Source organism: Photobacterium kasasachensis (assembly GCF_050336885.1).
Taxonomy (GTDB): domain Bacteria; phylum Pseudomonadota; class Gammaproteobacteria; order Enterobacterales; family Vibrionaceae; genus Photobacterium; species Photobacterium kasasachensis.
Genome location: NZ_JAKJSH010000027.1, coordinates 60,461 through 79,634, shown reverse-complemented (window position 1 = coordinate 79,634; position 19,174 = coordinate 60,461). Strand labels below are relative to the sequence as shown.

Annotated in this window: 23 protein-coding genes; 7 read left to right on the top strand and 16 right to left on the bottom strand. The window is 52.1% G+C overall.

Annotated features, from left to right (window positions below):
• Positions 1-52 precede the first annotated feature (52 nt).
• Positions 53-913 carry a 16S rRNA (cytidine(1402)-2'-O)-methyltransferase gene (rsmI, locus tag L4D19_RS26860; protein ID WP_428454943.1) on the bottom strand — a complete coding sequence of 287 codons (861 nt, stop codon included), beginning with the start codon at positions 911-913 and terminating at the stop codon, positions 53-55.
• Positions 914-974: 61 nt separating this feature from the next.
• On the opposite strand from rsmI, the gene L4D19_RS26855 reads away from it, so the two are divergent.
• The 4 genes from L4D19_RS26855 to L4D19_RS26840 are packed head-to-tail and all read left to right on the top strand — an operon-like array spanning position 975 to position 4,289.
• Entirely contained in the window at positions 975-2,804 is a 1,830-nt protein-coding gene (locus L4D19_RS26855; RefSeq protein WP_428454942.1) for a penicillin-binding protein activator, read from the top strand.
• Positions 2,788-3,156, top strand: a complete 369-nt coding sequence (locus L4D19_RS26850) for a YraN family protein (RefSeq protein WP_428454941.1) — start codon at positions 2,788-2,790, stop codon at positions 3,154-3,156. The genes L4D19_RS26855 and L4D19_RS26850 overlap by 17 nt, the downstream gene beginning before the upstream one ends.
• Positions 3,157-3,158: 2 nt before the next feature.
• Positions 3,159-3,749, top strand: coding sequence for a phosphoheptose isomerase (locus L4D19_RS26845; protein ID WP_075762368.1), 591 nt, complete (start codon positions 3,159-3,161; stop codon positions 3,747-3,749).
• A gap of 3 nt (positions 3,750-3,752) precedes the next feature.
• The gene (locus L4D19_RS26840; RefSeq protein WP_428454940.1) at positions 3,753-4,289 is read left to right on the top strand and encodes a BON domain-containing protein; all 537 of its coding nucleotides are present in this window, start codon (positions 3,753-3,755) and stop codon (positions 4,287-4,289) included.
• A 104-nt stretch (positions 4,290-4,393) separates the two neighbouring features.
• Here L4D19_RS26840 and sspB read toward each other — a convergent pair whose 3' ends face one another.
• From sspB to zapE, 8 genes are all read right to left on the bottom strand, one after another.
• Positions 4,394-4,900, bottom strand: coding sequence for a ClpXP protease specificity-enhancing factor (gene sspB, locus L4D19_RS26835; RefSeq protein WP_428454939.1), 507 nt, complete (start codon positions 4,898-4,900; stop codon positions 4,394-4,396).
• Positions 4,900-5,538 carry a stringent starvation protein SspA gene (gene sspA, locus L4D19_RS26830; RefSeq protein ID WP_075762371.1) on the bottom strand — a complete coding sequence of 213 codons (639 nt, stop codon included), beginning with the start codon at positions 5,536-5,538 and terminating at the stop codon, positions 4,900-4,902. Before sspA ends, sspB begins: the two co-directional genes overlap by 1 nt.
• A gap of 86 nt (positions 5,539-5,624) precedes the next feature.
• A complete protein-coding gene (locus tag L4D19_RS26825) occupies positions 5,625-6,362 on the bottom strand; it encodes a cytochrome c1 (protein ID WP_428454938.1) in 738 nt (245 codons plus the stop codon).
• Complete coding sequence (locus L4D19_RS26820; protein WP_428454937.1) at positions 6,359-7,624, bottom strand: cytochrome b; 1,266 nt, start codon at positions 7,622-7,624, stop codon at positions 6,359-6,361. The genes L4D19_RS26825 and L4D19_RS26820 overlap by 4 nt, the downstream gene beginning before the upstream one ends.
• The gene (gene petA, locus L4D19_RS26815; protein ID WP_160652247.1) at positions 7,624-8,214 is read right to left on the bottom strand and encodes a ubiquinol-cytochrome c reductase iron-sulfur subunit; all 591 of its coding nucleotides are present in this window, start codon (positions 8,212-8,214) and stop codon (positions 7,624-7,626) included. Before petA ends, L4D19_RS26820 begins: the two co-directional genes overlap by 1 nt.
• Positions 8,215-8,564: 350 nt before the next feature.
• A complete protein-coding gene (gene rpsI / locus L4D19_RS26810) occupies positions 8,565-8,957 on the bottom strand; it encodes a 30S ribosomal protein S9 (RefSeq protein WP_075762376.1) in 393 nt (130 codons plus the stop codon).
• A gap of 15 nt (positions 8,958-8,972) precedes the next feature.
• Positions 8,973-9,401, bottom strand: coding sequence for a 50S ribosomal protein L13 (rplM, locus tag L4D19_RS26805; protein WP_075762377.1), 429 nt, complete (start codon positions 9,399-9,401; stop codon positions 8,973-8,975).
• A gap of 352 nt (positions 9,402-9,753) precedes the next feature.
• Positions 9,754-10,854: a cell division protein ZapE gene (zapE, locus tag L4D19_RS26800; protein ID WP_428454936.1), complete on the bottom strand. Its 1,101-nt coding sequence runs from the start codon at positions 10,852-10,854 to the stop codon at positions 9,754-9,756.
• Positions 10,855-11,094: 240 nt separating this feature from the next.
• Between zapE and zapG the strand changes: the two genes are divergently transcribed.
• The 3 genes from zapG to degS all read left to right on the top strand — a co-directional run bounded on the left by zapG (position 11,095) and on the right by degS (position 14,336).
• Complete coding sequence (gene zapG / locus L4D19_RS26795; RefSeq protein WP_160652253.1) at positions 11,095-11,514, top strand: Z-ring associated protein ZapG; 420 nt, start codon at positions 11,095-11,097, stop codon at positions 11,512-11,514.
• 133 nt (positions 11,515-11,647) lie between these two features.
• On the top strand, positions 11,648-13,015 hold the full coding sequence (locus L4D19_RS26790) for a Do family serine endopeptidase (RefSeq protein ID WP_075762380.1): 1,368 nt from the start codon (positions 11,648-11,650) through the stop codon (positions 13,013-13,015).
• A 253-nt stretch (positions 13,016-13,268) separates the two neighbouring features.
• The gene (gene degS, locus L4D19_RS26785; RefSeq protein ID WP_428454935.1) at positions 13,269-14,336 is read left to right on the top strand and encodes an outer membrane-stress sensor serine endopeptidase DegS; all 1,068 of its coding nucleotides are present in this window, start codon (positions 13,269-13,271) and stop codon (positions 14,334-14,336) included.
• 81 nt (positions 14,337-14,417) lie between these two features.
• Here degS and murA read toward each other — a convergent pair whose 3' ends face one another.
• From murA to mlaF, 7 genes are read right to left on the bottom strand one after another with little or no spacing between them, the layout of a single operon-like run.
• The gene (gene murA / locus L4D19_RS26780; protein ID WP_428454946.1) at positions 14,418-15,674 is read right to left on the bottom strand and encodes a UDP-N-acetylglucosamine 1-carboxyvinyltransferase; all 1,257 of its coding nucleotides are present in this window, start codon (positions 15,672-15,674) and stop codon (positions 14,418-14,420) included.
• Positions 15,675-15,684: 10 nt separating this feature from the next.
• A complete protein-coding gene (gene ibaG, locus L4D19_RS26775) occupies positions 15,685-15,942 on the bottom strand; it encodes a BolA family iron metabolism protein IbaG (protein ID WP_075762383.1) in 258 nt (85 codons plus the stop codon).
• 19 nt (positions 15,943-15,961) lie between these two features.
• On the bottom strand, positions 15,962-16,273 hold the full coding sequence (locus tag L4D19_RS26770; protein WP_160652260.1) for an STAS domain-containing protein: 312 nt from the start codon (positions 16,271-16,273) through the stop codon (positions 15,962-15,964).
• The gene (gene mlaC / locus L4D19_RS26765; RefSeq protein ID WP_428454945.1) at positions 16,266-16,910 is read right to left on the bottom strand and encodes a phospholipid-binding protein MlaC; all 645 of its coding nucleotides are present in this window, start codon (positions 16,908-16,910) and stop codon (positions 16,266-16,268) included. The genes L4D19_RS26770 and mlaC overlap by 8 nt, the downstream gene beginning before the upstream one ends.
• 11 nt (positions 16,911-16,921) lie before the next feature.
• Complete coding sequence (gene mlaD, locus L4D19_RS26760) at positions 16,922-17,398, bottom strand: outer membrane lipid asymmetry maintenance protein MlaD (protein ID WP_160652268.1); 477 nt, start codon at positions 17,396-17,398, stop codon at positions 16,922-16,924.
• Between the two features lie 33 nt (positions 17,399-17,431).
• The gene (mlaE, locus tag L4D19_RS26755) at positions 17,432-18,214 is read right to left on the bottom strand and encodes a lipid asymmetry maintenance ABC transporter permease subunit MlaE (RefSeq protein ID WP_428454934.1); all 783 of its coding nucleotides are present in this window, start codon (positions 18,212-18,214) and stop codon (positions 17,432-17,434) included.
• 58 nt (positions 18,215-18,272) lie between these two features.
• Positions 18,273-19,082, bottom strand: a complete 810-nt coding sequence (gene mlaF / locus L4D19_RS26750) for a phospholipid ABC transporter ATP-binding protein MlaF (protein WP_428454933.1) — start codon at positions 19,080-19,082, stop codon at positions 18,273-18,275.
• Positions 19,083-19,174 lie beyond the last annotated feature (92 nt).

Sequence of the window (19,174 nt, the reverse complement as noted above, 5' to 3'; positions counted from 1 at the left end):
CCCTAACCCTCCCTTCACAAGGGGAGGGAACTAAAACCTCGATCCTAAACAGTTAATCGAGGTTCTCCAGTCCCCACTTATACAGCGCATTCTTCTTCACGCCATGGATCTCAGCAGCCAGCGCCGCCGCTTTCTTCAGCGGCAGTTCCTTGGTCAGCAAAGTCACGGTTCGCAGCGCATCTGCCGGCAGGTCGTCTTTCTGCGCCCGGTGGCCCGCCACCAGCAGAACCATCTCGCCGCGGGTACGGTTGCTGTCCTCGCCCAGCCATTCCACCAGCTCACCCAGCGGTGCGCCATGGATAGTTTCATAGGTTTTGGTCAACTCGCGGGCCAGCACCACCTGACGATCCGGCCCCAGTACGGCCAGCATATCTGCCAGCGAATCCGTAATCCGGTGCGGTGATTCATAAAAAATCATCGTCCGCTCGTCATCGGCCAGCTCCTGGAAACGATCCCGGCGCCCTTTGCTTTTCGGCGGCAAAAAACCTTCGAAGCTAAAGCGATCAGACGGCAGGCCCGCCCCGCTCAGTGCCGTTACCACGGCACACGGGCCCGGCAGAGGAACAACTTTGACACCCGCCTGACGACAACGGTTGACCAGATGGTATCCTGGATCGCTAATCAGGGGAGTACCGGCATCCGACACCAGGGCGATGCTCGTGCCTGCCTGTAGCTTCTCGATCAAATAATCGGCTTTTTGCTGCTCATTGTGATCATGAAGTGCAAAGGTGCGGGTTGAGATAGAGAAATGTGTCAACAAGCGCGATGTATGGCGTGTATCTTCTGCGGCAATTAAATCCACATTTGCTAATACATCCAATGCACGCTGCGTGATGTCCGCTAAATTACCGATTGGTGTAGGTACGATGTACAAAGTTGCGACATCTACCGTGCATGAATTGGTCTCACTCATTTGTCTAAGATCTCATCTGCAATTAATATAGAGAGTAATTTGTCACAGTTGAATGAATTCAATGCTCAATTTTACCCATAAGCGTAAAAGTGTATCACGACTATTAGCGCCTGTAGCCCTCGCCGTGATCTTGGCCGGCTGCTCGACGCCAACTCAACAACAGGCCGTGACCGCCGATATTACCGCTGCCGTCACCGATACGTCAGCCAATTATCTGATCAAAGCCGAGTCGAGCGAAGGAACAGAAAGCATCGACTGGCACATTTTGGCCCTCAAGGCCCTGATAAAAGAAGGCAGCTGGTCGCAGGCCGAACAGCAGGCCAACCGCCTGGGACGGCTGTCGATGAGCCCGCTCCAGATGGCCGAATGGCAGCTGGCACGCGCGACCCTGCGTTATCAGCAAGGCCAGTCTCAGTCTGCGCTCGATACCCTGAACTTCCAGCCATGGTGGACACTGGCAGACAGCCAATACCTGCGTTTTCACATGCTCCGTGCCGAACTGCTTGGCCAGACCAACCAGTCATTCAAGGCTGCTCGCGAGCGGACCGCGCTGGATCAGTACCTCAAGGCTGAGCAGAAAGGGGCAAACTGGCAAAACCTGTGGCGGGACCTTTCCCACTACAACAATAACCAGCTACAGGCAACCAAGCTGAGCGAGGATGAAACCGTCCTGCGCGGCTGGGTCCAGCTGAGTATTCTCAAGAACACGTATTCACAGCGCCCGGCTAAGCTCAAGAGCACGGTCGAAGAATGGCTGGCCAAAAACCCCTATCACCCGGCCAACCAATATCTGCCCGCTGAACTGCAGGCGATTATGGAGCTTGAAATTACCCAACTGAACAATGTCGCCCTGCTGCTGCCGCTGTCAGGCCGCTATGAGAACTCCGGCAAGGCCGTCAGGGACGGCTTTATCAACGCGATGCTCGACGATACCGGCCGTGATGCCGAAACCGAGCTGGCCATCTATGATACCGAAGCCGAACCGGTCAGCTCGATTGTCAGCAAACTGGAACAGGACGGTATTGAGCTGGTCATCGGCCCGCTACGTAAAGAGAAGATTACCGACTTCCAGCGCAGCAATGACACCAATATCACTTTGCTGGCCCTGAATGAGCCCGAGCAGCTCAGCATGACCCAGTCCAATGCCTGTTACTTCTCGCTATCACCAGAGCAGGAAGCCGAGCAGGCCGCCCGACACCTGTTTGCAAAGGGCCACGAGTACCCGATGGTACTGGCACCGGGTAACAGCTTTGGCGAGCGTGTCAGCAACGCCTTTATCGAACAATGGCAGCAACTAACCGGCAAGTCACCGGCAATTAGTTCCTTCAGCTCGCGCAAGCAAATCCAGCAGCAGATTGCGACCGTCTTCGGCTTGACTGAAAGCCAGGCGCGTATCAACCAAATGCAGCAGGTACTGGGCCTGGAGCTAGAAGCCCAGCCACGCAGCCGCCGCGATACCGATGCAGTCTACCTGGTTGCCAACAAAAATGAGCTGACCCTGCTCAAGCCATTTATCGAAGTCGCGATTAACCCGGACATCGAACCGCCAAAACTGTACGCCAGCTCTCGCAGCTACCCGGACAGCAAGGGCGACAACAGCGAGCTAAGGGGCATAGAATTTAGTGATATCCCGCTGCTGGTCGATGCCAACCATAACTTTATGGCGCGCTACAACGAACTGTGGCCTAATGCCAAAAACACCGATATCCGCCTGCACGCCTTCGGAATGGACGCCTACAAAATGATTGCCGAGCTGCCGCAGATGCGCGCGGTCGATAATTACACCACCCAGGGCAAGACTGGCCAGCTAAGCCTAAATGATCAGTGCGTGATCCAGCGCCAGATCAGCTGGGCTATCTTCTCCGGTAACGGCATTGACCCCGTTCAATAAACGCCGGCAGGGACAAGCCTACGAAGCCATGGCGGAGCAATTTTTGCTCCGCCACGGGCTCAAGCCGGTTTGTCGCAATTTCCAGTGCCGCAGCGGCGAAATTGATGTCATCATGCGCGATAAGGCCTGCTGGGTTTTTATCGAGGTCAAATTCCGCCAAAATGCAGATTACGGCAGCGCCGCAGAAGCGGTAAACTGGCGCAAACAGCAGAAGTTAAAACGAGCAGCTTTGTTTTGGCTTCAGAAAAACGGCTTTTCGGTCGAACACACTGAGTTTAGGTTTGATGTCGTGGCGATACAGGGGCCCGAGCACCAGATTGAGTGGTTTACCAACACCCTAGTTGAAGGTTAATCATGCTAGAGAGCATTAAAGAAAGTTTTACAGAAAGTATCCAGACCCAGATAGCAGCAGCAGAAGCCCTGCCGGATGCCATTTCCCAAGCCGCACAAGTGATGGTGCAAAGCCTGCTTAACGGCAACAAGATACTGTGTTGCGGCAACGGCGGCTCGGCGGCAAACTCCCAGCACTTTGCCTCCTGTCTGATCAACCGTTTTGAAACTGAGCGCCCAAGCCTGCCTGCCCTGGCACTGACTGCAGATACCACGACGCTGACGGCTGTCGCCAATGACTATCACCATGACGAGGTCTTCTCCAAGCAGGTACGCGCCCTCGGCCAAGCCGGAGATATCCTGTTTGTCCTGTCGACCAGCGGCAACAGCAAGAATATCATCAAAGCCATGGAGGCCGCGCTGACCCGCGATATGACCATCATTGCCCTTACCGGCAAAGACGGTGGTGAAATGGCCGGGCTGCTCGGTGTTCAGGATGTCGAAATCCGTATTCCGTCTCAGCGAACCGCCCGTATCCAGGAAGGCCACCTGCTGACGGTCCATTGCCTGTGCGATCTCATCGACAAAGTTCTCTTTCCGCATCACGAAGGATAAGCAATGAAGATATACCAAGCCCTGCTAATTGCCGTGCTATTTGTTCTTCAGGGCTGCTCTGCACTTTCCAAGGCTGATACCCGTACCACTCAACAACAATGGTTTGATCAGCAAATTGAAATGGAAGTCGGCGGCCTGGCCAACAAACCGCCGTATCGCCAGCATGCCCGGATCAATGCGATCGCTATTGACGGCAAGGTACTGCTCGTCGGCCAGTCGGTCGACCAGCCCACCAAGCAAAAGCTGGAGGAGCAGGTCCGCTCGCTAAGCAACGTCAATACGGTCTATAACCAAATCCAGATCCGCCCGCTGCCCGAGCTGGGTGAAGTCAGCAAGGACAGCTGGCTGACAACCAAGGTCAAGTCGCAGATCATCGGCAGCAAGAAACTCAACGATGTCTCAATCAAGGTCGTCACCGAAGGCCAGGCCGTCTACCTGCTCGGCTATGTGAACCGTGAACAGGGAAATATTGCTGCCGAAATTGCGCGTAATGTCTCCGGGGTAAAAAAAGTCGTCAAGGTATTTGAATACCAGAACTAATTTCAGAGCGGCTTAGTAACAACACCCGGTACCTTGCTACAGAAAACAGCCGCAAGAAAAGAAAACAGCACAAAAGAAAAACGCAGCCAGTAGGCTGCGTTTTTTTATTTCACGACGCGGAGGCTTGGTCGGCCACGCGGACGAGGCGGCTCATCATCTGGGCCGCTGTCCTCACTGGCTTCCGTTACCTCAGCCAGAGGAGAGCGAGTTTCTTCTTCCTCAACAATCTCATCATACTGCTGCGCTTCGTCTGCCAGCTCAATATCTGTGATATCAGAAGCATAAGCCGGTTCCGGCTCAAACATGGTTCCAGCACCATTTTCACGGGCATAGATAGCCAATGCTGCATACATAGGCACAATCACAGAATGCGGGCGACCGCTAAAGCGGGCATTGAAGCTGATTGCCTCATTACCCAGCTCTAGGTTACCGACGGCACGCGGTGCGATATTCAGTACAATTTGACCGTCGCTGACAAATTCCGTCGGCACCTTGACACCTTGCAAGGTCGCGTCCACCACCAGATGGGGTGTCAGATCATTGTCAACTAACCAGTCGTAAAACGCGCGCAGCAAATAAGGGCGACGCGGCGTCATGTTTTCCATATCCATTATTGGCCGGCCAGACGCATTTCGCGCTCAGCTTCAGTCAGGGAAGCAAGGAATGAATCACGCTCGAAAACGCGGGTCATGTATGCTTTCACTTCTTTCGACCCGGCACCTGTCAGCTCGATACCCATTTCAGGTAAGCGCCACAGTAGCGGTGCCAGATAGCAGTCAACCAAGCTAAACTCTTCACTCATGAAGTATGGGAATTCAGCGAATACAGGTGCCAGTGCCAGCAGCTCTTCACGCAATTGCTTGCGTGCTTTGTCTGCTTCATCAGCGTTACCTTTGTTTATCTTCTCTGCCAGCGTGTACCAGTTACGCTCAACACGGTACATCATCAGACGACTGTTACCACGAGCAACAGGATAAACAGGCATCAGAGGTGGGTGAGGGAAACGCTCATCCAGGTACTCCATAATGATGCCGGCCTGGTAAAGAGCAAGCTCACGGTCAACCAGGGTTGGAACAGAGTTGTACGGGTTTAGGTCCAGTAGATCTTCAGGCAGGTTGTTTGGATCAACCAGCTCAATTTCAACACTAACACCCTTTTCTGCTAGTACGATACGCACCTGATGGCTGTAGATATCCGAAGCATCAGAATACAGAGTCATCACAGAGCGTTTATTGGCAGCAACAGCCATTAACCCCTCCAGTATACTTATATACACAAAAAGCAACGGGGGCCCGAGCCCCCATTGCGAGATTCTTAACCCACTAGATTACCTGATCAGTGGACATCACGCCAATATTCTTTCTTCAACAGTAATGTTAGTACAAAGAATATGACCAAAAAGCCCATTACCCATAAGCCCAGATTTTGACGTTCCAGTTTTACAGGTTCAGCAGAATACTCCAGGAAGTTAACCAGATCACGAACCGCCTCGTCATACTCTTCGGCGTTCAGCTCACCGGTTCCGTCAGACTCGATACCGACATACTCCTGTACTTCCTCACCGTCAACCAGGCGAGTTTCATACACTTTGGTCGGTACACCCTGCAGCTCTTCCAGCACATGCGGCATACCCACGCTCGGGAAGACCACATTATTGACACCAAACGGACGGCTCGGGTCAGCATAGAAAGAACGCAGATAGGTGTAGAGCCAGTCGGTACCACGAACACGGGCAACCAGCGTCAGGTCCGGTGCAGGCGCACCAAACGAGACTGCGGCGTATTCTTCCGGAATCGCATTGGTCATCAGGTCGCCAATTTTGGCGTCCTTGTCGAAGACCATGTGCTCCTTCATCAGATCCAGCGGGATACCGATGTCCGTCGCCACACGCTCATAACGCTGATACTGTGTGGCATGGCAGCCAAAACAGTAATTCATGAAGGTCTTGGCACCGCGCTGAAGCGAGGCCTTGTCCGACAGATCATTGTTCGCATCATCTAAATGCACGTTACCACCAGCCGCCATCGCCATTGCAGGCAGCAGAGCTAGCAGCATTACAATCAACTTCTTCATTTGAATGTCACCCTCTCTGGTAGCGGTTTGGTCGCCTCGTTCTTACTGTAGAAATACAGCAATACGAAGAACATGAAGTAACCCAGGCTGAAAATCTGCGCCAGCAGGGTATACGTCGGCGTCGCCGGCAGTGCCCCCAGAATACCCAGCGCAATGAAGCTCACGGTAAACTGCGCAATATTGATCAGGTGGAACTTGCTGCGGTAACGGTAAGAGCGAACCTTGCAGCGATCCAGCCATGGCAACAGGAACAACACCACAATCGACGCACCCATCGCAACCACACCCAGTAGCTTGTCCGGTACCGCACGCAAGATGGCGTAGAACGGTGTGAAGTACCATACAGGTGCAATGTGCTCAGGTGTCTTCAGCGGGTTGGCCGCCTCAAAGTTAGGTGGCTCAAGGAAGTAACCGCCCATCTCCGGATTAAAGAACAACACGTAGCAGAAGAAGAACAGGAATACCGCGATACCGACCATGTCCTTAACCGTACCGTACGGGTGGAACGGAATCGAGTCGATAATATCGTACTTGCCGCTGTACTGCTTGTGGAACGGGAACTGGGTTTTATAGCCTTCCCCTTTGCTGCCTTTCGGTAGCTTGGTCTCAATACCGTCAGGGTTGTTCGAGCCCACTTCGTGCAGAGCCAGAATGTGCAGCACAACCAGCAGCAGAAGAACGATAGGCAAGGCAATAACATGCAGTGCAAAGAAGCGGTTCAGTGTCGCGCCCGAGATCACGTAGTCACCACGGATCCACAGGGTCAGGTCGTCACCGATAACAGGAATGGCACCAAACAGTGAAATGATTACCTGCGCACCCCAGTATGACATCTGTCCCCAAGGCAACAGGTAGCCCATAAAGGCTTCTGCCATCAGTACCAGGAAGATCAGCATACCGAACAGCCACAGCAGCTCACGAGGCTTCTGGTAGGAACCATAGATCAAGCCGCGGAACATGTGCAGGTAGATAACGACGAAAAACGCCGAGGCGCCTGTCGAGTGCATATAACGAAGTAGCCAGCCGTATTCGACATCACGCATGATGTACTCGACGGAGGCAAATGCTCCCTCACCAGAAGGGACATAGTTCATTGTCAGCCAGATACCGGTAATAATCTGGTTAACCAGTACCAGCATGGCCAGCGAACCGAACAGATACCAGAAGTTAAAGTTCTTCGGCATCGGGTATTCAGACAGATGCTTTTTGTACGCATCCATCATAGGTAAGCGTTTTTCAATCCAACCGAGTAGTGCTTCCATTAGGCTGTCTCCTCGTCTACACCGACCAGAATGGTATTGTCATCCAGGAATGTATGAGGCGGTACCACCAAGTTGAGCGGTGCTGGTACCCCCGCAAATACCCTGCCGGCCATATCAAACTTAGAGCCATGACACGGGCAGAAGAAACCTGCTGTGACACCACTCACCTGCTCGCTAAAGCTATCAGGCAGATAGGTAGGGGAACAGCCGAGGTGCGTACAGATACCTACGGCTAAAAAGATTTCAGGTTTAACTGAACGAAATTTATTCTGGGCATACTCAGGTTGCTGCGGCTCATCTGATGACGGATCACGAAGATCACCATCATGGCCACCCAACTCTTCTAAAATTGCATCACTACGACGCACGACCCAAACCGGTTTACCGCGCCACTCGACGCGTACCATTTGGCCATCTTCCAACTTACTGATATCAACTTCAACTGGCGCACCGGCGGCTTTAGCTTTCGCGCTCGGGTTCCAAGATTTGATAAAAGGCACAGCTACAGCGACTGCACCTAAGCCTCCAACAACCGAAGTTGTCGCAGTCAGGAAGCGGCGGCGGCCGTTACTTACTGGCGCATTGCTCATCCAACATTCTCCCATGTGCTCCCGCTCTGGATTATTATTATGTCCTTTGGCGTCCCTGGAGCTTACGGCTAACTTTCAACGGAATGAAACAACAGATAGTTTGTTACATTATCAAGCTGTTGTTTATCGCGCCAAATGATAAAGAAAACCCCACTTTTTGACAAGATAAAGCTACCTTTTCGCAACAAATGTGAGAGGTATGTTCTTTTTGTTTCAAATTTACGTAGAAGCGAGGGAATTCAAGGGCTCAAGCGGGGAAAATGGTGGTTTTTTACGAACAAAAAAAAGCCCAACCCGAAGGTTGAGCTTTTCGTACACAGTAAACAGAATATAAATTCTGAAGCGTAAAATTAACGCTTAGAGAACTGTGGACGACGACGTGCTTTACGTAGACCAACTTTCTTACGCTCAACTTTACGTGCGTCACGAGTAACGTAACCCGCTGCGCGTAGAGTAGGACGTAGAGTCTCATCGTACTCCATAAGAGCACGAGTGATACCGTGACGGATAGCACCTGACTGACCAGTGATACCACCACCTTTAACAGTGATGTATAGGTCAAGTTTTTCAGTCATTTCAACTAGCTCAAGTGGCTGACGAACAACCATGCGAGCAGTTTCACGACCGAAGTACTCATCAAGGCTACGCTTGTTGATTACGATGTTGCCAGAACCCGGTTTAATGAAAACGCGAGCAGCTGAGCTTTTGCGGCGACCAGTGCCGTAGTATTGATTCTCTGCCATTGTCATCTTCCCCAATTAGATGTCTAGTACTTTAGGCTGCTGTGCAGCGTGGTTGTGCTCTGTACCTGCATAAACTTTTAGTTTACGGTACATAGCACGGCCTAGAGGACCTTTAGGAAGCATGCCTTTAACAGCAGTTTCGATAACCATTTCTGGCTTCTTATCGATAAGCTTCTCGAAGCTGATTGACTTCAGACCACCGATGTAACCAGTGTGGTGGTGGTACATTTTGTCAGTCTTCTTAGCGCCAGTTACAGCAACTTTTTCTGCGTTGATAACTACGATGTAGTCACCAGTGTCAACGTGCGGAGTGTACTCCGGCTTATGCTTACCACGTAGACGAGATGCGATTTCAGTTGCTAGACGGCCAAGAGTTTTACCTTCAGCGTCAACAACGTACCAGTCACGTTTTACAGTTTCTGGTTTAGCAACGAAAGTTTTCATGCTAATTCTTACCCAAAATTAAAAATTGATTCACTTATGGAACTTGCGTTCCGTCTGTTAAGAGCCCAGTCATCACCCCTTCGAGCGGTTGGTGCTCCTGGCTTTCGCCATCACAGGTACGGTGGGTCGCAAGATTATAGGGAAGGGTGGAGAAAAAATCACCTTTTTTTCAAAAAAAAATGCGTTTTTTTCTCCCGCGGCTATTCTCGACAGCTAACGGTCAGTTTTTAGCGCTTAAACTACCGACTTTTCACCAGATTTCATCCAGCAAACTCACCTCAGCCTCATAGCAATAGCAAGCCCGGCAGGTTTCGTCTATCGCGGCTCAAGCTCTGCCCATACAGGGCTGGCGCTAGGCCAGGTGCGGTTTGGCCAGGTACTCATGGCTCTGCATTTCTATCAGGCGGGAGCAGCAGCGCTTAAACTCGAACTCCAGGCGGCCATTCTGGTAAAGCTGCATCAAATCCACCTCTGCCGACATAATAAGCTTTACATTTCGCTCGTAAAACTCATCGACCATAGCGATAAAGCGCCGGGCGGCATCATCTTCCTTCTCCCCCATCCGGATCACTTCCGAGACCAGTACAGTGTGATAAATTTGGGCGATTTCCATGTAGTCATTCTGACTTCTGGCTGTCTGGCACAAGGTCCGGAAGGTAAAGTGCACAACCCCGTCAGCCTCGTGGCGGGTCGGCAGCATCCGGTTGTTGATCTCTATCTCTTTCCCCTGGCTTCTTGGTTCGACACTCAGCTGGGTGAAATACTGCGCGATGTTCTTTTCCGCCTGGGCATCGAGCGGATAATGGTAGATTTCGGCCTGCTCAAGCGTTCTCAGGCGGTAATCCACGCCGGAGTCGACATTGACGATATCGCAATGCTGCTCGATTAATGCTATCGCCGGCAAAAAACGCGCCCGCTGCAGACCATTGCGGTAGAGCTGATCCGGCGGGATATTCGACGTCGCCACCAGCGTGATGCCGCGACGGAACAATGCCTCGAACAGGGTGCCCAGAATCATGGCATCAGTAATGTCAGAAACAAAAAACTCATCGAAGCAAATAATATCGGTCTCGGCCTTGAAGCGATCAGCCACGGTTTCCAGCGGATCTGACTGTGCCGACAGTTGCTGCATCTCCTGGTGTACCCGATGCATAAAACGATGGAAATGGACCCGCATTTTGCGATCAGTCGGCAAACACTCATAAAAGGTATCAACCAAATAGGTCTTGCCCCGTCCGACTCCACCCCAGAAGTAGATCCCCTTCACCGGTGTAACACTGGTTTCTTTGTCCCGCTTGAACAGCCGTTGCACCAGGGAGGGCTTGGCCTGCGCTCTGGGAGCCAGCATACGGTGATAGAGTGCTTCGAGGTATGAGACCGCCATGGCCTGCGCCGGGTCGGCAATAAAGTCAGCCTGCTGGAGATCACGTTGATATTGTTGTTGTGGAGTCATCCTTTACTGTTACCCAATTCATCCCATCTTTGGCATCAGATAGTACCATGGCAACGTTTGTGCATGTATAGTAACTATACGAAACAAATTAGTTGGCTGGCATTCAGCGCCAATTAAACAATCTGGTATACAAAGGACAGACCCGTAGGACCAGGCATGCCCCAGTAAACTGGCGTGCCGCCACATTGTCTTTGACCGACATAAACAACTTGGTATTCATAAAGTCACAAGGAGTTTTTCATGGCTTGGATTTATGCGCTACTCATTTTTGCCGCAGGTGCAATTGTCGGGGCTTTTGCCGCCCGCCTGGGCAATAAGAGCCTCAAACAACAAAAAGAGCTAAAGAAAGACCTGGATAAGTCAAAATACGAGCTGGAACAGTACCGTCAGGAACTCGTTGACCATTTTGCCTGCAGCTCGGAGCTATTGGATAACATTGCCAAAGATTACAGCAAGCTCTATGAGCACATGGCAAAAACGTCCAGCGAGCTAATGCCTAATCTTCCGGATCAGGACAACCCGTTTGCACGTAGGATCAGTACGCTGGAAGCCGTCGCAGATACTGGCGACATCCAGGATCAGCCACGCGATTACGCCAACGGCGCAACAGGATTGCTGAAAGACGAACCAGAGAAAGTCGAAGAACCCAAAGCGAGCTAATTCTTTTTTCTGGAACTAAACGCCGGTTTTCAAGTCAGAGCTAGTACCGCTTTCCAACATTGGTTATTGATTCTTAGATATTTATAACTGCAATGGAATGGTACTACTACTTGTAAACCGGAGTTTAGTAATAATGAAAAAACCTTTGCTTGTATTCAGTGCACTGGCACTCGGCATCAGTTCTGTTATTACCCCTATCACGGCAACTGCTGCATTACCTCTTTCAACGAATAGCCAACAACTACCTAGCCTCGCGCCGATGCTAGAACAAGTCACACCGGCAGTTGTCAGCATTGCCGTCGAGGGCAAGCAAGTGTCCAGGCAACGTCTTCCAGAGACCTTCCGATTCTTCTTTGGCCCTGAATTTCCCGAAGAGCAATTACGCGAACGTCCGTTCCGCGGGCTGGGTTCCGGTGTGATCGTCGATGCGGACAAGGGCTACATTGTTACCAACCACCATGTCATCAACGGTGCCGACAAGATAATGGTTCAGCTCCATGATGGCAGAGAACTGTCTGCCGAGCTGATCGGCAGCGACGAGATGTCAGATATCGCGCTGTTAAAACTCGACAAGACCAAGAACCTAACTGCCATTAACCTGGCTGACTCCGACAGCCTACGTGTAGGTGACTTCGCCGTTGCCATCGGCAACCCATTCGGGTTGGGCCAAACCGTCACTTCGGGCATTATTTCCGCCCTTGGCCGTAGCGGACTCAATATCGAAAACTTCGAGAACTTTATTCAGACCGATGCGGCAATCAACAGCGGCAACTCGGGTGGCGCACTGGTTAACCTCAACGGTGAACTCGTCGGTATCAATACCGCCATTCTGGGTCCTAACGGCGGTAATGTCGGCATCGGCTTTGCTATTCCGGTCAATATGGTGAAAAACCTAACCGAGCAAATCATCGAGTTCGGTGAGGTCAAACGCGGTATTCTGGGTGTTCAGGGCGGCGAGCTGACATCCGAGCTGGCAGAAGCGTTTGGTTATGAAACCAACCACGGCGCCTTCATCAACCAGGTTATGCCTGACTCTGCGGCAGAAAAGGCCGGACTGAAAGCCGGAGACATCATTGTCTCGGTTAACGGCAAGCAAATCCGTACCTTCGGTGAGCTACGCGCTAAAATCGCCACACTGGGTGCGGGTAAGAAAACCACCTTGGGTATCGTACGTGACGGCAAGGAACAAACCGTCTCGGTGGTTCTGCAGGAAGCCAGCCAGAGCAAGGTCAAAGCAGAAAACCTCCACTCCGGCCTAGCCGGCGCCGAGTTTGCCAATACAACAGCCAATGACGGTGTCAAAGGGGTGAAAGTCACCGGCATTGACGAGAAATCCCTGGCAGCACGTTACGGTCTACAAAAAGATGACATCATCCTTGGTCTCAACCGCCAGCCAATCCGCAATCTTGGCGAGCTGCGCAAGGCACTTGAACAGGAACCGAATGTCTTGGCGCTCGAGGTGAAGCGTGACAATAACATCCTGTACCTGATCATCCGCTAACACCGCATATCGGGCCAGCAATGGCCCGATTTTCCACCCTGCCGCATTACAATATATCGTCTGTAAGAAACATCTATTCACCACGCCACTTCCCCTTGAAAAGAAATACCATCACAGTACAACATCGCCAGTACCGCCGTCTAAGTGCCTGGTAGGGTTTGGTATCTAGTCGTTGTAGTGATATCCTCGTGCGAATAATTCATAGAATGCACGCTTCGTGCACAGGCACTATTTTCATTTCAGGGGAGCAAGCATGCTGGCTTTTATTCGTCGGTCCATTTTACTTGGCGTCGTGACAGCTATTGCCTTGCTCGTTGTTTTTCCAGAACTTCGCACCCAAATGATCCAACCGCCTGTTTCACTGACTCCCGCCCCGACCGATCAACTCCAGCTATCCTATAACTTTGCGGTTCGCCGGGCCTCCCCTGCCGTCGTCAATATCTATAACCGCCGCTACAATGCCGAAGACCGACTCAAGCTAAGTACCCAGGGGCTGGGATCAGGCGTGATCATGAGCGACAAGGGGTACATAGTAACCAACTACCATGTCGTGGCCGAAGCCGATCAGGTTATTGCCGCCTTACAGGACGGCCGTATTTTTACCGCCCAGCTCATCGGTAAAGATCAGCGAACCGATCTGGCGGTTCTGAAAATCCAGGCCGAAAACCTGCCGGTTATTCCGCTGAGCCCGGATTACAAGCCTGCGGTCGGGGATGTCGTGCTGGCCATCGGTAACCCGTATAACCTGGGCCAGACGACGACCTACGGCATCATTTCAGCTACCGGACGCTCCGGCATGAGTTTCTACGGCCGCCAGGATTTTCTCCAGACCGATGCTGCGATCAATGAGGGCAACTCCGGCGGAGCACTGGTCAACACCCGTGGCGAGCTGGTCGGCATCAATACCGCCTCTTTCCAGCAGGCAACGGATATCGAAACCTACGGCATCTCCTTTGCGATCCCTTACGAGCTGACCCAGAAGATCATGAACAAGCTAATCGCCGACGGCCGGGTGATCCGCGGCTATATCGGCATTGAAGCCAGGGATATCAACCCGGTAATGGCTCGCCTGTACGATGCCGATCAGATCAGCGGGATCATTGTAATGGGCATGGATCCGAACGGTCCGGCAGCCAAGGCCGGGTTTAAAGTGCAGGATATTTTGATCGAGATTGACGGCAAGAAGGTGACTGACCGACGCAATGTTCTGGATATTGTGACCGAGCTTCGCCCCGGCAATGCCGTCGAGATGAAAGTACTGCGTAACGGCGCGCCGATAACGCTGTCTGTCATGATTGCCGATGAGCCCAATCGGTACTAGTTTTTCTCACAACGAATTACGGACAACAAAAAAGCCTCGCAATGCGAGGCTTTTTTCCCAGCAATTAAACGCTAGCAAACTCTATTCGCTGAAACGCTCAATCTTCATACCCAGCGCACTGAACTTGTCTTCAATGTGCTCGTAGCCGCGATCAATGTGATAAATTCGGTCAACAATCGTTTCGCCTTCGGCAATACTACCGGCAATCACCAGGCTGGCAGAGGCACGCAAGTCGGTTGCCATTACCTGGGCACCACTCAGACCATCAGTATCACCGCAAATAACCGTATTGCCTTCGATTTCGGCATGAGCGCCCATACGGATCAGCTCAGGGATATGCATAAAGCGGTTTTCAAAAATCGTCTCGGTGATAATACCCGTTCCCTTGGCAATAAGGTTCAGCAACGAGAACTGCGCCTGCATATCAGTCGGGAAACCCGGATGCGGAGCCGTGCGGATGTTTACCGCTTTCAGCTCTCGGTCTGTCATATCCAGGCTGATCCAGTCTTCGCCGGTTTCGACGAGTGCACCCGCCTCTTCCAGCTTGGCCAGCGCGGCTTCCAACAGAGACGGCCTGGTATGACGACACATGATCTTGCCGCCGGAGACAGCCGCGGCCACCAGGAATGTGCCGGTTTCAATGCGATCGGCAACCACTTCGTGGTAACCGCCGCCCAGTCGCTCGACACCTTCAATGGTAATTGTATCGGTACCGGCTCCGGTGATCTTGGCACCTAGCGTATTCAAGAAATCGGCGGTATCAACAATCTCTGGCTCGCGGGCAGCATTTTCAATGACGGTTTTACCGTCCGCCAGCGTTGCGGCAGACATAATGGTCACCGTCGCGCCGACACTGACCTTGTCCATCACGATATGCGCGCCTTTCAGACGACCGTCTACCGATGCTTTGACATAGCCTTCTTCCAGTACAATCTGGGCACCCAGTTGCTCAAGGCCATGAATGTGCAGGTCAACCGGGCGGGCACCAATCGCACAACCACCAGGCAGAGAAACCTGCCCCTCACCAAAACGCGCCACCAATGGCCCCAGCGCCCAGATAGACGCACGCATGGTTTTTACCAGCTCGTACGGGGCACAGAGCTCATTCACACCACTGGCGTCAACGTGCACCGAACCGTTTCGGCTTACCTTGGCGCCCAGACGGCTGAGCAGCTCCATCGTGGTATCGATATCACGGAGCTTGGGTACATTGGCGACTTCAACAGGCTCTTCAGCCAGCAAAGAAGCAAACAAAATCGGTAATGCTGCATTCTTAGCACCAGAAATGGAGACTTCGCCACTTAATGGGCCACCGCCCTGGATTCGAAACTTTTGCATCATTAACCTCTTAGGACAGCGACATCAGCTTTTTATCACGCGCCCACTCTTCCGGCGTGAATGTCTTGATGCTCAGGGCGTGAATATCATTCGCCGCAATCTGTCCCATCAGCGGGCCATAGATAGCCTGCTGTTTCTTAACGCGGTTCATGCCTTCAAACATGGCACCAATGGCAATCACTTCGTAGTGGCTGCCCTCGCCTTTAACAATGATTTCATCAAGTTCTAAGGCATTTTCAAGAATTTGTTTAATTTCGGAGATTTCCACAAGCTATCCTCTCTGCCACTTAGTCAATACAAGCAGCTAACATTGATTCGACATGGCTCAGGCGAAGCAAGGTAACCAGCTGTTCCGGCACGTTCAATAACGTCAGTTCACTGCCATTACTGCTGAGCTGTTGATATACATGAAGCAACATCACCATGCCCGCCGAGTCTACCCGCGATAAAGCAGCAAGATCGAGCTTTACCCTGGCATCCTGTGGCATCCATTCATGTCTTTGCTGCCAAAAGGCAGGAACTGTGTCACGTTCCAGTGCCCCTGACAAGCAATAATACCCATTTTCCTGAGCTCGCCACTCAATCTTAGGCTTACTCATTGTTTTTGTCCTCACGGCGTATTGGTTTCGCCGCAAGTTCTTTCAAGTTCGCTGTTACTGCATCAATCCCTTCGGTGCGTAGCTGACCGCTCCATTCACTCTGTTTGGTCGAGATCATGCTGACGCCTTCGGCCACCATATCGTAGCCCTGCCACTCGTTGGTCTTCTTGTTCTTGCGCAGCTTGAAGTCCAGGCGGATCGGCGGGCGCTTGGTATCAAGAATGTCGACCCGAACCGATACGATTTTGCGACTGGCCGGCACCGACTTCGGTGACTCTATCTTGATATCCTGATCGGTATACTGAGTCAGCACCTGGGCGTAGGACGCAACCAGATAATTGGTAAACGCGCTGACAAAGTTGTTTCGTTGCTCTGCTGTCGTCTTTTTCAACTGTGGCCCCAGCACTTTATAAGCCGCATAGCGGGTGTTGATATACGGCAGCAGTTCCTGCCGGACAATGCTGCGCAGCAATTCCGGGTTGCGCTGGATCTGATTCTTTTCCGCTTTCAGACGATCAAACGTATTCTGGGAGACCGTCTGCATCATCAGGTAAGGATCCGTTCGATTTACCGTATCAGCCTGGGCAACCAGTGGAAGCGATAGCAGCATCACCAATATATATCGAAAGAGTTTCATCATATCCCCTATTACTTACTGTCACCGCCGATGCTGTACAGCACCTGGCCAATCATGTCTTCCAGAACCAGTGCCGACTTGGTGTCCTCGATCAAGTCACCGTCGCCGAGCATGTCGATATCTTCGTCAATAAACCCAGGCTCGATACCCAAATATTGCTCGCCCAGCAGCCCTGATGTAAGGATGGCAGCCGAACTGGTTTCTGGAAAGTAACCATACTTTTTCTCGATAGACAGCGTGACGACCGGAACATAGCTTTCCGTATCGAGCGAAATATCAGTGATCTTGCCGACGGTCACGCCACCGACTTTAATCGGCGAGCGCACTTTCAGGCCGCCAATATTATGGAAATGCGCTTGCAGGGTATAAGACTCATTGCCACCGATGTTCTGCACATCCGCTACTTTGAATACCAATACCAACAAGGCTGCAAATCCGGCCAGTACAAAGCTACCAACCCACAATTCTAATTTTTTTATCTGTTGCATCCGTTTATTCCCAACGTTCCGCTGATCGCTTGCTTAATTGCCAAACATCAATGCTGTCAGCACAAAATCCAATCCCAATACCGCCAGTGACGAGTTCACTACCGTGCGTGTAGTCGCCCGGCTGATCCCTTCCGATGTCGGTATCGCATCATAACCATTGAACACCGCAATCCAGGTCACGGTGATCGCAAACACGACTGACTTGATGATACTGTTGCCAATGTCATAGCCCAGCTCGACCGACGACTGCATCACCGACCAGAAGCTGCCATAGTCGATACCTTTCCAGTCAACACCAACCAGCTGCCCGCCCCAGATACCCACGGCACAAAATAGCAGCGACAGCAGCGGCATCGAAATCACACCGGCCCAGAAGCGAGGGGCAATCACCCGGCGCAACGGATCCACCGCCATCATTTCCATGCTTGATAACTGCTCGGTTGCCTTCATCAAACCAATTTCAGCCGTCAGTGCCGAACCGGCCCGACCGGCGAACAACAGTGCCGTTACCACAGGCCCCAGCTCGCGCAACAGCGACAGAGCGACCATTTGTCCCAGGCTCGTTTCGGCACCGAAGTCAATCAGCACAATATAACCCTGGAGGCTCAGCACCATGCCGATAAACAGGCCGGACACCAAAATAATGGCAACCGACAGTACCCCGACAGAATACAGCTGCTTAATCAGCAGCGGCAGCATTTTCCTCGGTTGTGGCTTGCTGACCAAGGCCCCGTACAGCAACAAACTCGCACGCCCGACAGCCTGACATTTATCGATGCCCCGCCGTCCCTGCCGTGCAACAAAATCCGCTATCATTCTTGATAATTACCTTATTCGTTATGTTATTCCTGACGTGCCCACGCACATCACGCAATTATTCCGCCATGCCAAACAGGTCTTCGCTCAGCGCCTGAGCCGGGTATTTGAATGGCACCGGCCCGTCTGCATCGCCATCCAGAAATTGTCGGATCTGCGGATCAGGGTTTGCCCGCAGCTCGTCAGGGGTGCCCTGGCCGATAACTTTGCCTCCCGATAGCAGATAGACATGATCGGCAATGCTCATGACTTCCGGAACATCATGGGACACAATCACCGAGGTGATCCCCAGCGCCTGGTTCATACTGCGGATCAGAGTCACCAGCACTCCCATAGTGATCGGGTCCTGGCCGACAAAAGGCTCATCGTACATGATCAAGTCAGGATCCAGAGCTATCGCCCGGGCCAGTGCCGCCCGGCGGGCCATCCCGCCCGACAGCTCATTCGGCATCAATTGCGCCGCGCCCCGCAGGCCAACAGACTCGAGCTTTAGCAATACCAATGTACGCAATAAATCTTCCGGCAGATCGGTATGCTCCCTTAGCGGAAAGGCAACATTGTCAAAAACAGTCATATCCGTGAACAGTGCCCCGGACTGAAAGAGCATGCTCATCTTATTACGTGCCTGATACAGCTCGCTACGGCTCAGCGCCGGTATATTCCAGTTCTCAAACCATACCTCGCCGCTATCTGGCTGGATTTGTCCGCCGATGAGCCGCAGCAAGGTGGTTTTTCCTATTCCGGACGGCCCCATAATGGCCGTTACTTTTCCCTTGGGCACATCCAGAGACACATCATCAAAAATTTTGCGCTCACCACGCGAAAACGTCATATTTTTGATTGAAACAAGTGCTTCAGTCGGTTCCATAGCCATCCTGTCAGCCTATCCGGCCTTTAGTTCGCATTCCGCGCCCTCTAATTTTGGGGCGATATGGTTAATATAATTAATGATTTATACGC

Excerpts from the sequence above, each read along its gene's own strand:
- rsmI (WP_428454943.1), bottom strand. The coding sequence starts at position 913 with ATGAGTGAGACCAATTCATGCACGGTAGATGTCGCAACTTTGTACATC.
- L4D19_RS26855 (WP_428454942.1), top strand. The coding sequence starts at position 975 with ATGCTCAATTTTACCCATAAGCGTAAAAGTGTATCACGACTATTAGCG.
- L4D19_RS26845 (WP_075762368.1), top strand. The coding sequence starts at position 3,159 with ATGCTAGAGAGCATTAAAGAAAGTTTTACAGAAAGTATCCAGACCCAG.
- L4D19_RS26840 (WP_428454940.1), top strand. The coding sequence starts at position 3,753 with ATGAAGATATACCAAGCCCTGCTAATTGCCGTGCTATTTGTTCTTCAG.
- sspB (WP_428454939.1), bottom strand. The coding sequence starts at position 4,900 with ATGGATATGGAAAACATGACGCCGCGTCGCCCTTATTTGCTGCGCGCG.
- sspA (WP_075762371.1), bottom strand. The coding sequence starts at position 5,538 with ATGGCTGTTGCTGCCAATAAACGCTCTGTGATGACTCTGTATTCTGAT.
- L4D19_RS26825 (WP_428454938.1), bottom strand. The coding sequence starts at position 6,362 with ATGAAGAAGTTGATTGTAATGCTGCTAGCTCTGCTGCCTGCAATGGCG.
- L4D19_RS26820 (WP_428454937.1), bottom strand. The coding sequence starts at position 7,624 with ATGGAAGCACTACTCGGTTGGATTGAAAAACGCTTACCTATGATGGAT.
- petA (WP_160652247.1), bottom strand. The coding sequence starts at position 8,214 with ATGAGCAATGCGCCAGTAAGTAACGGCCGCCGCCGCTTCCTGACTGCG.
- rpsI (WP_075762376.1), bottom strand. The coding sequence starts at position 8,957 with ATGGCAGAGAATCAATACTACGGCACTGGTCGCCGCAAAAGCTCAGCT.
- rplM (WP_075762377.1), bottom strand. The coding sequence starts at position 9,401 with ATGAAAACTTTCGTTGCTAAACCAGAAACTGTAAAACGTGACTGGTAC.
- zapE (WP_428454936.1), bottom strand. The coding sequence starts at position 10,854 with ATGACTCCACAACAACAATATCAACGTGATCTCCAGCAGGCTGACTTT.
- zapG (WP_160652253.1), top strand. The coding sequence starts at position 11,095 with ATGGCTTGGATTTATGCGCTACTCATTTTTGCCGCAGGTGCAATTGTC.
- L4D19_RS26790 (WP_075762380.1), top strand. The coding sequence starts at position 11,648 with ATGAAAAAACCTTTGCTTGTATTCAGTGCACTGGCACTCGGCATCAGT.
- degS (WP_428454935.1), top strand. The coding sequence starts at position 13,269 with ATGCTGGCTTTTATTCGTCGGTCCATTTTACTTGGCGTCGTGACAGCT.
- murA (WP_428454946.1), bottom strand. The coding sequence starts at position 15,674 with ATGCAAAAGTTTCGAATCCAGGGCGGTGGCCCATTAAGTGGCGAAGTC.
- L4D19_RS26770 (WP_160652260.1), bottom strand. The coding sequence starts at position 16,273 with ATGAGTAAGCCTAAGATTGAGTGGCGAGCTCAGGAAAATGGGTATTAT.
- mlaC (WP_428454945.1), bottom strand. The coding sequence starts at position 16,910 with ATGAAACTCTTTCGATATATATTGGTGATGCTGCTATCGCTTCCACTG.
- mlaD (WP_160652268.1), bottom strand. The coding sequence starts at position 17,398 with ATGCAACAGATAAAAAAATTAGAATTGTGGGTTGGTAGCTTTGTACTG.
- mlaE (WP_428454934.1), bottom strand. The coding sequence starts at position 18,214 with ATGATAGCGGATTTTGTTGCACGGCAGGGACGGCGGGGCATCGATAAA.
- mlaF (WP_428454933.1), bottom strand. The coding sequence starts at position 19,082 with ATGGAACCGACTGAAGCACTTGTTTCAATCAAAAATATGACGTTTTCG.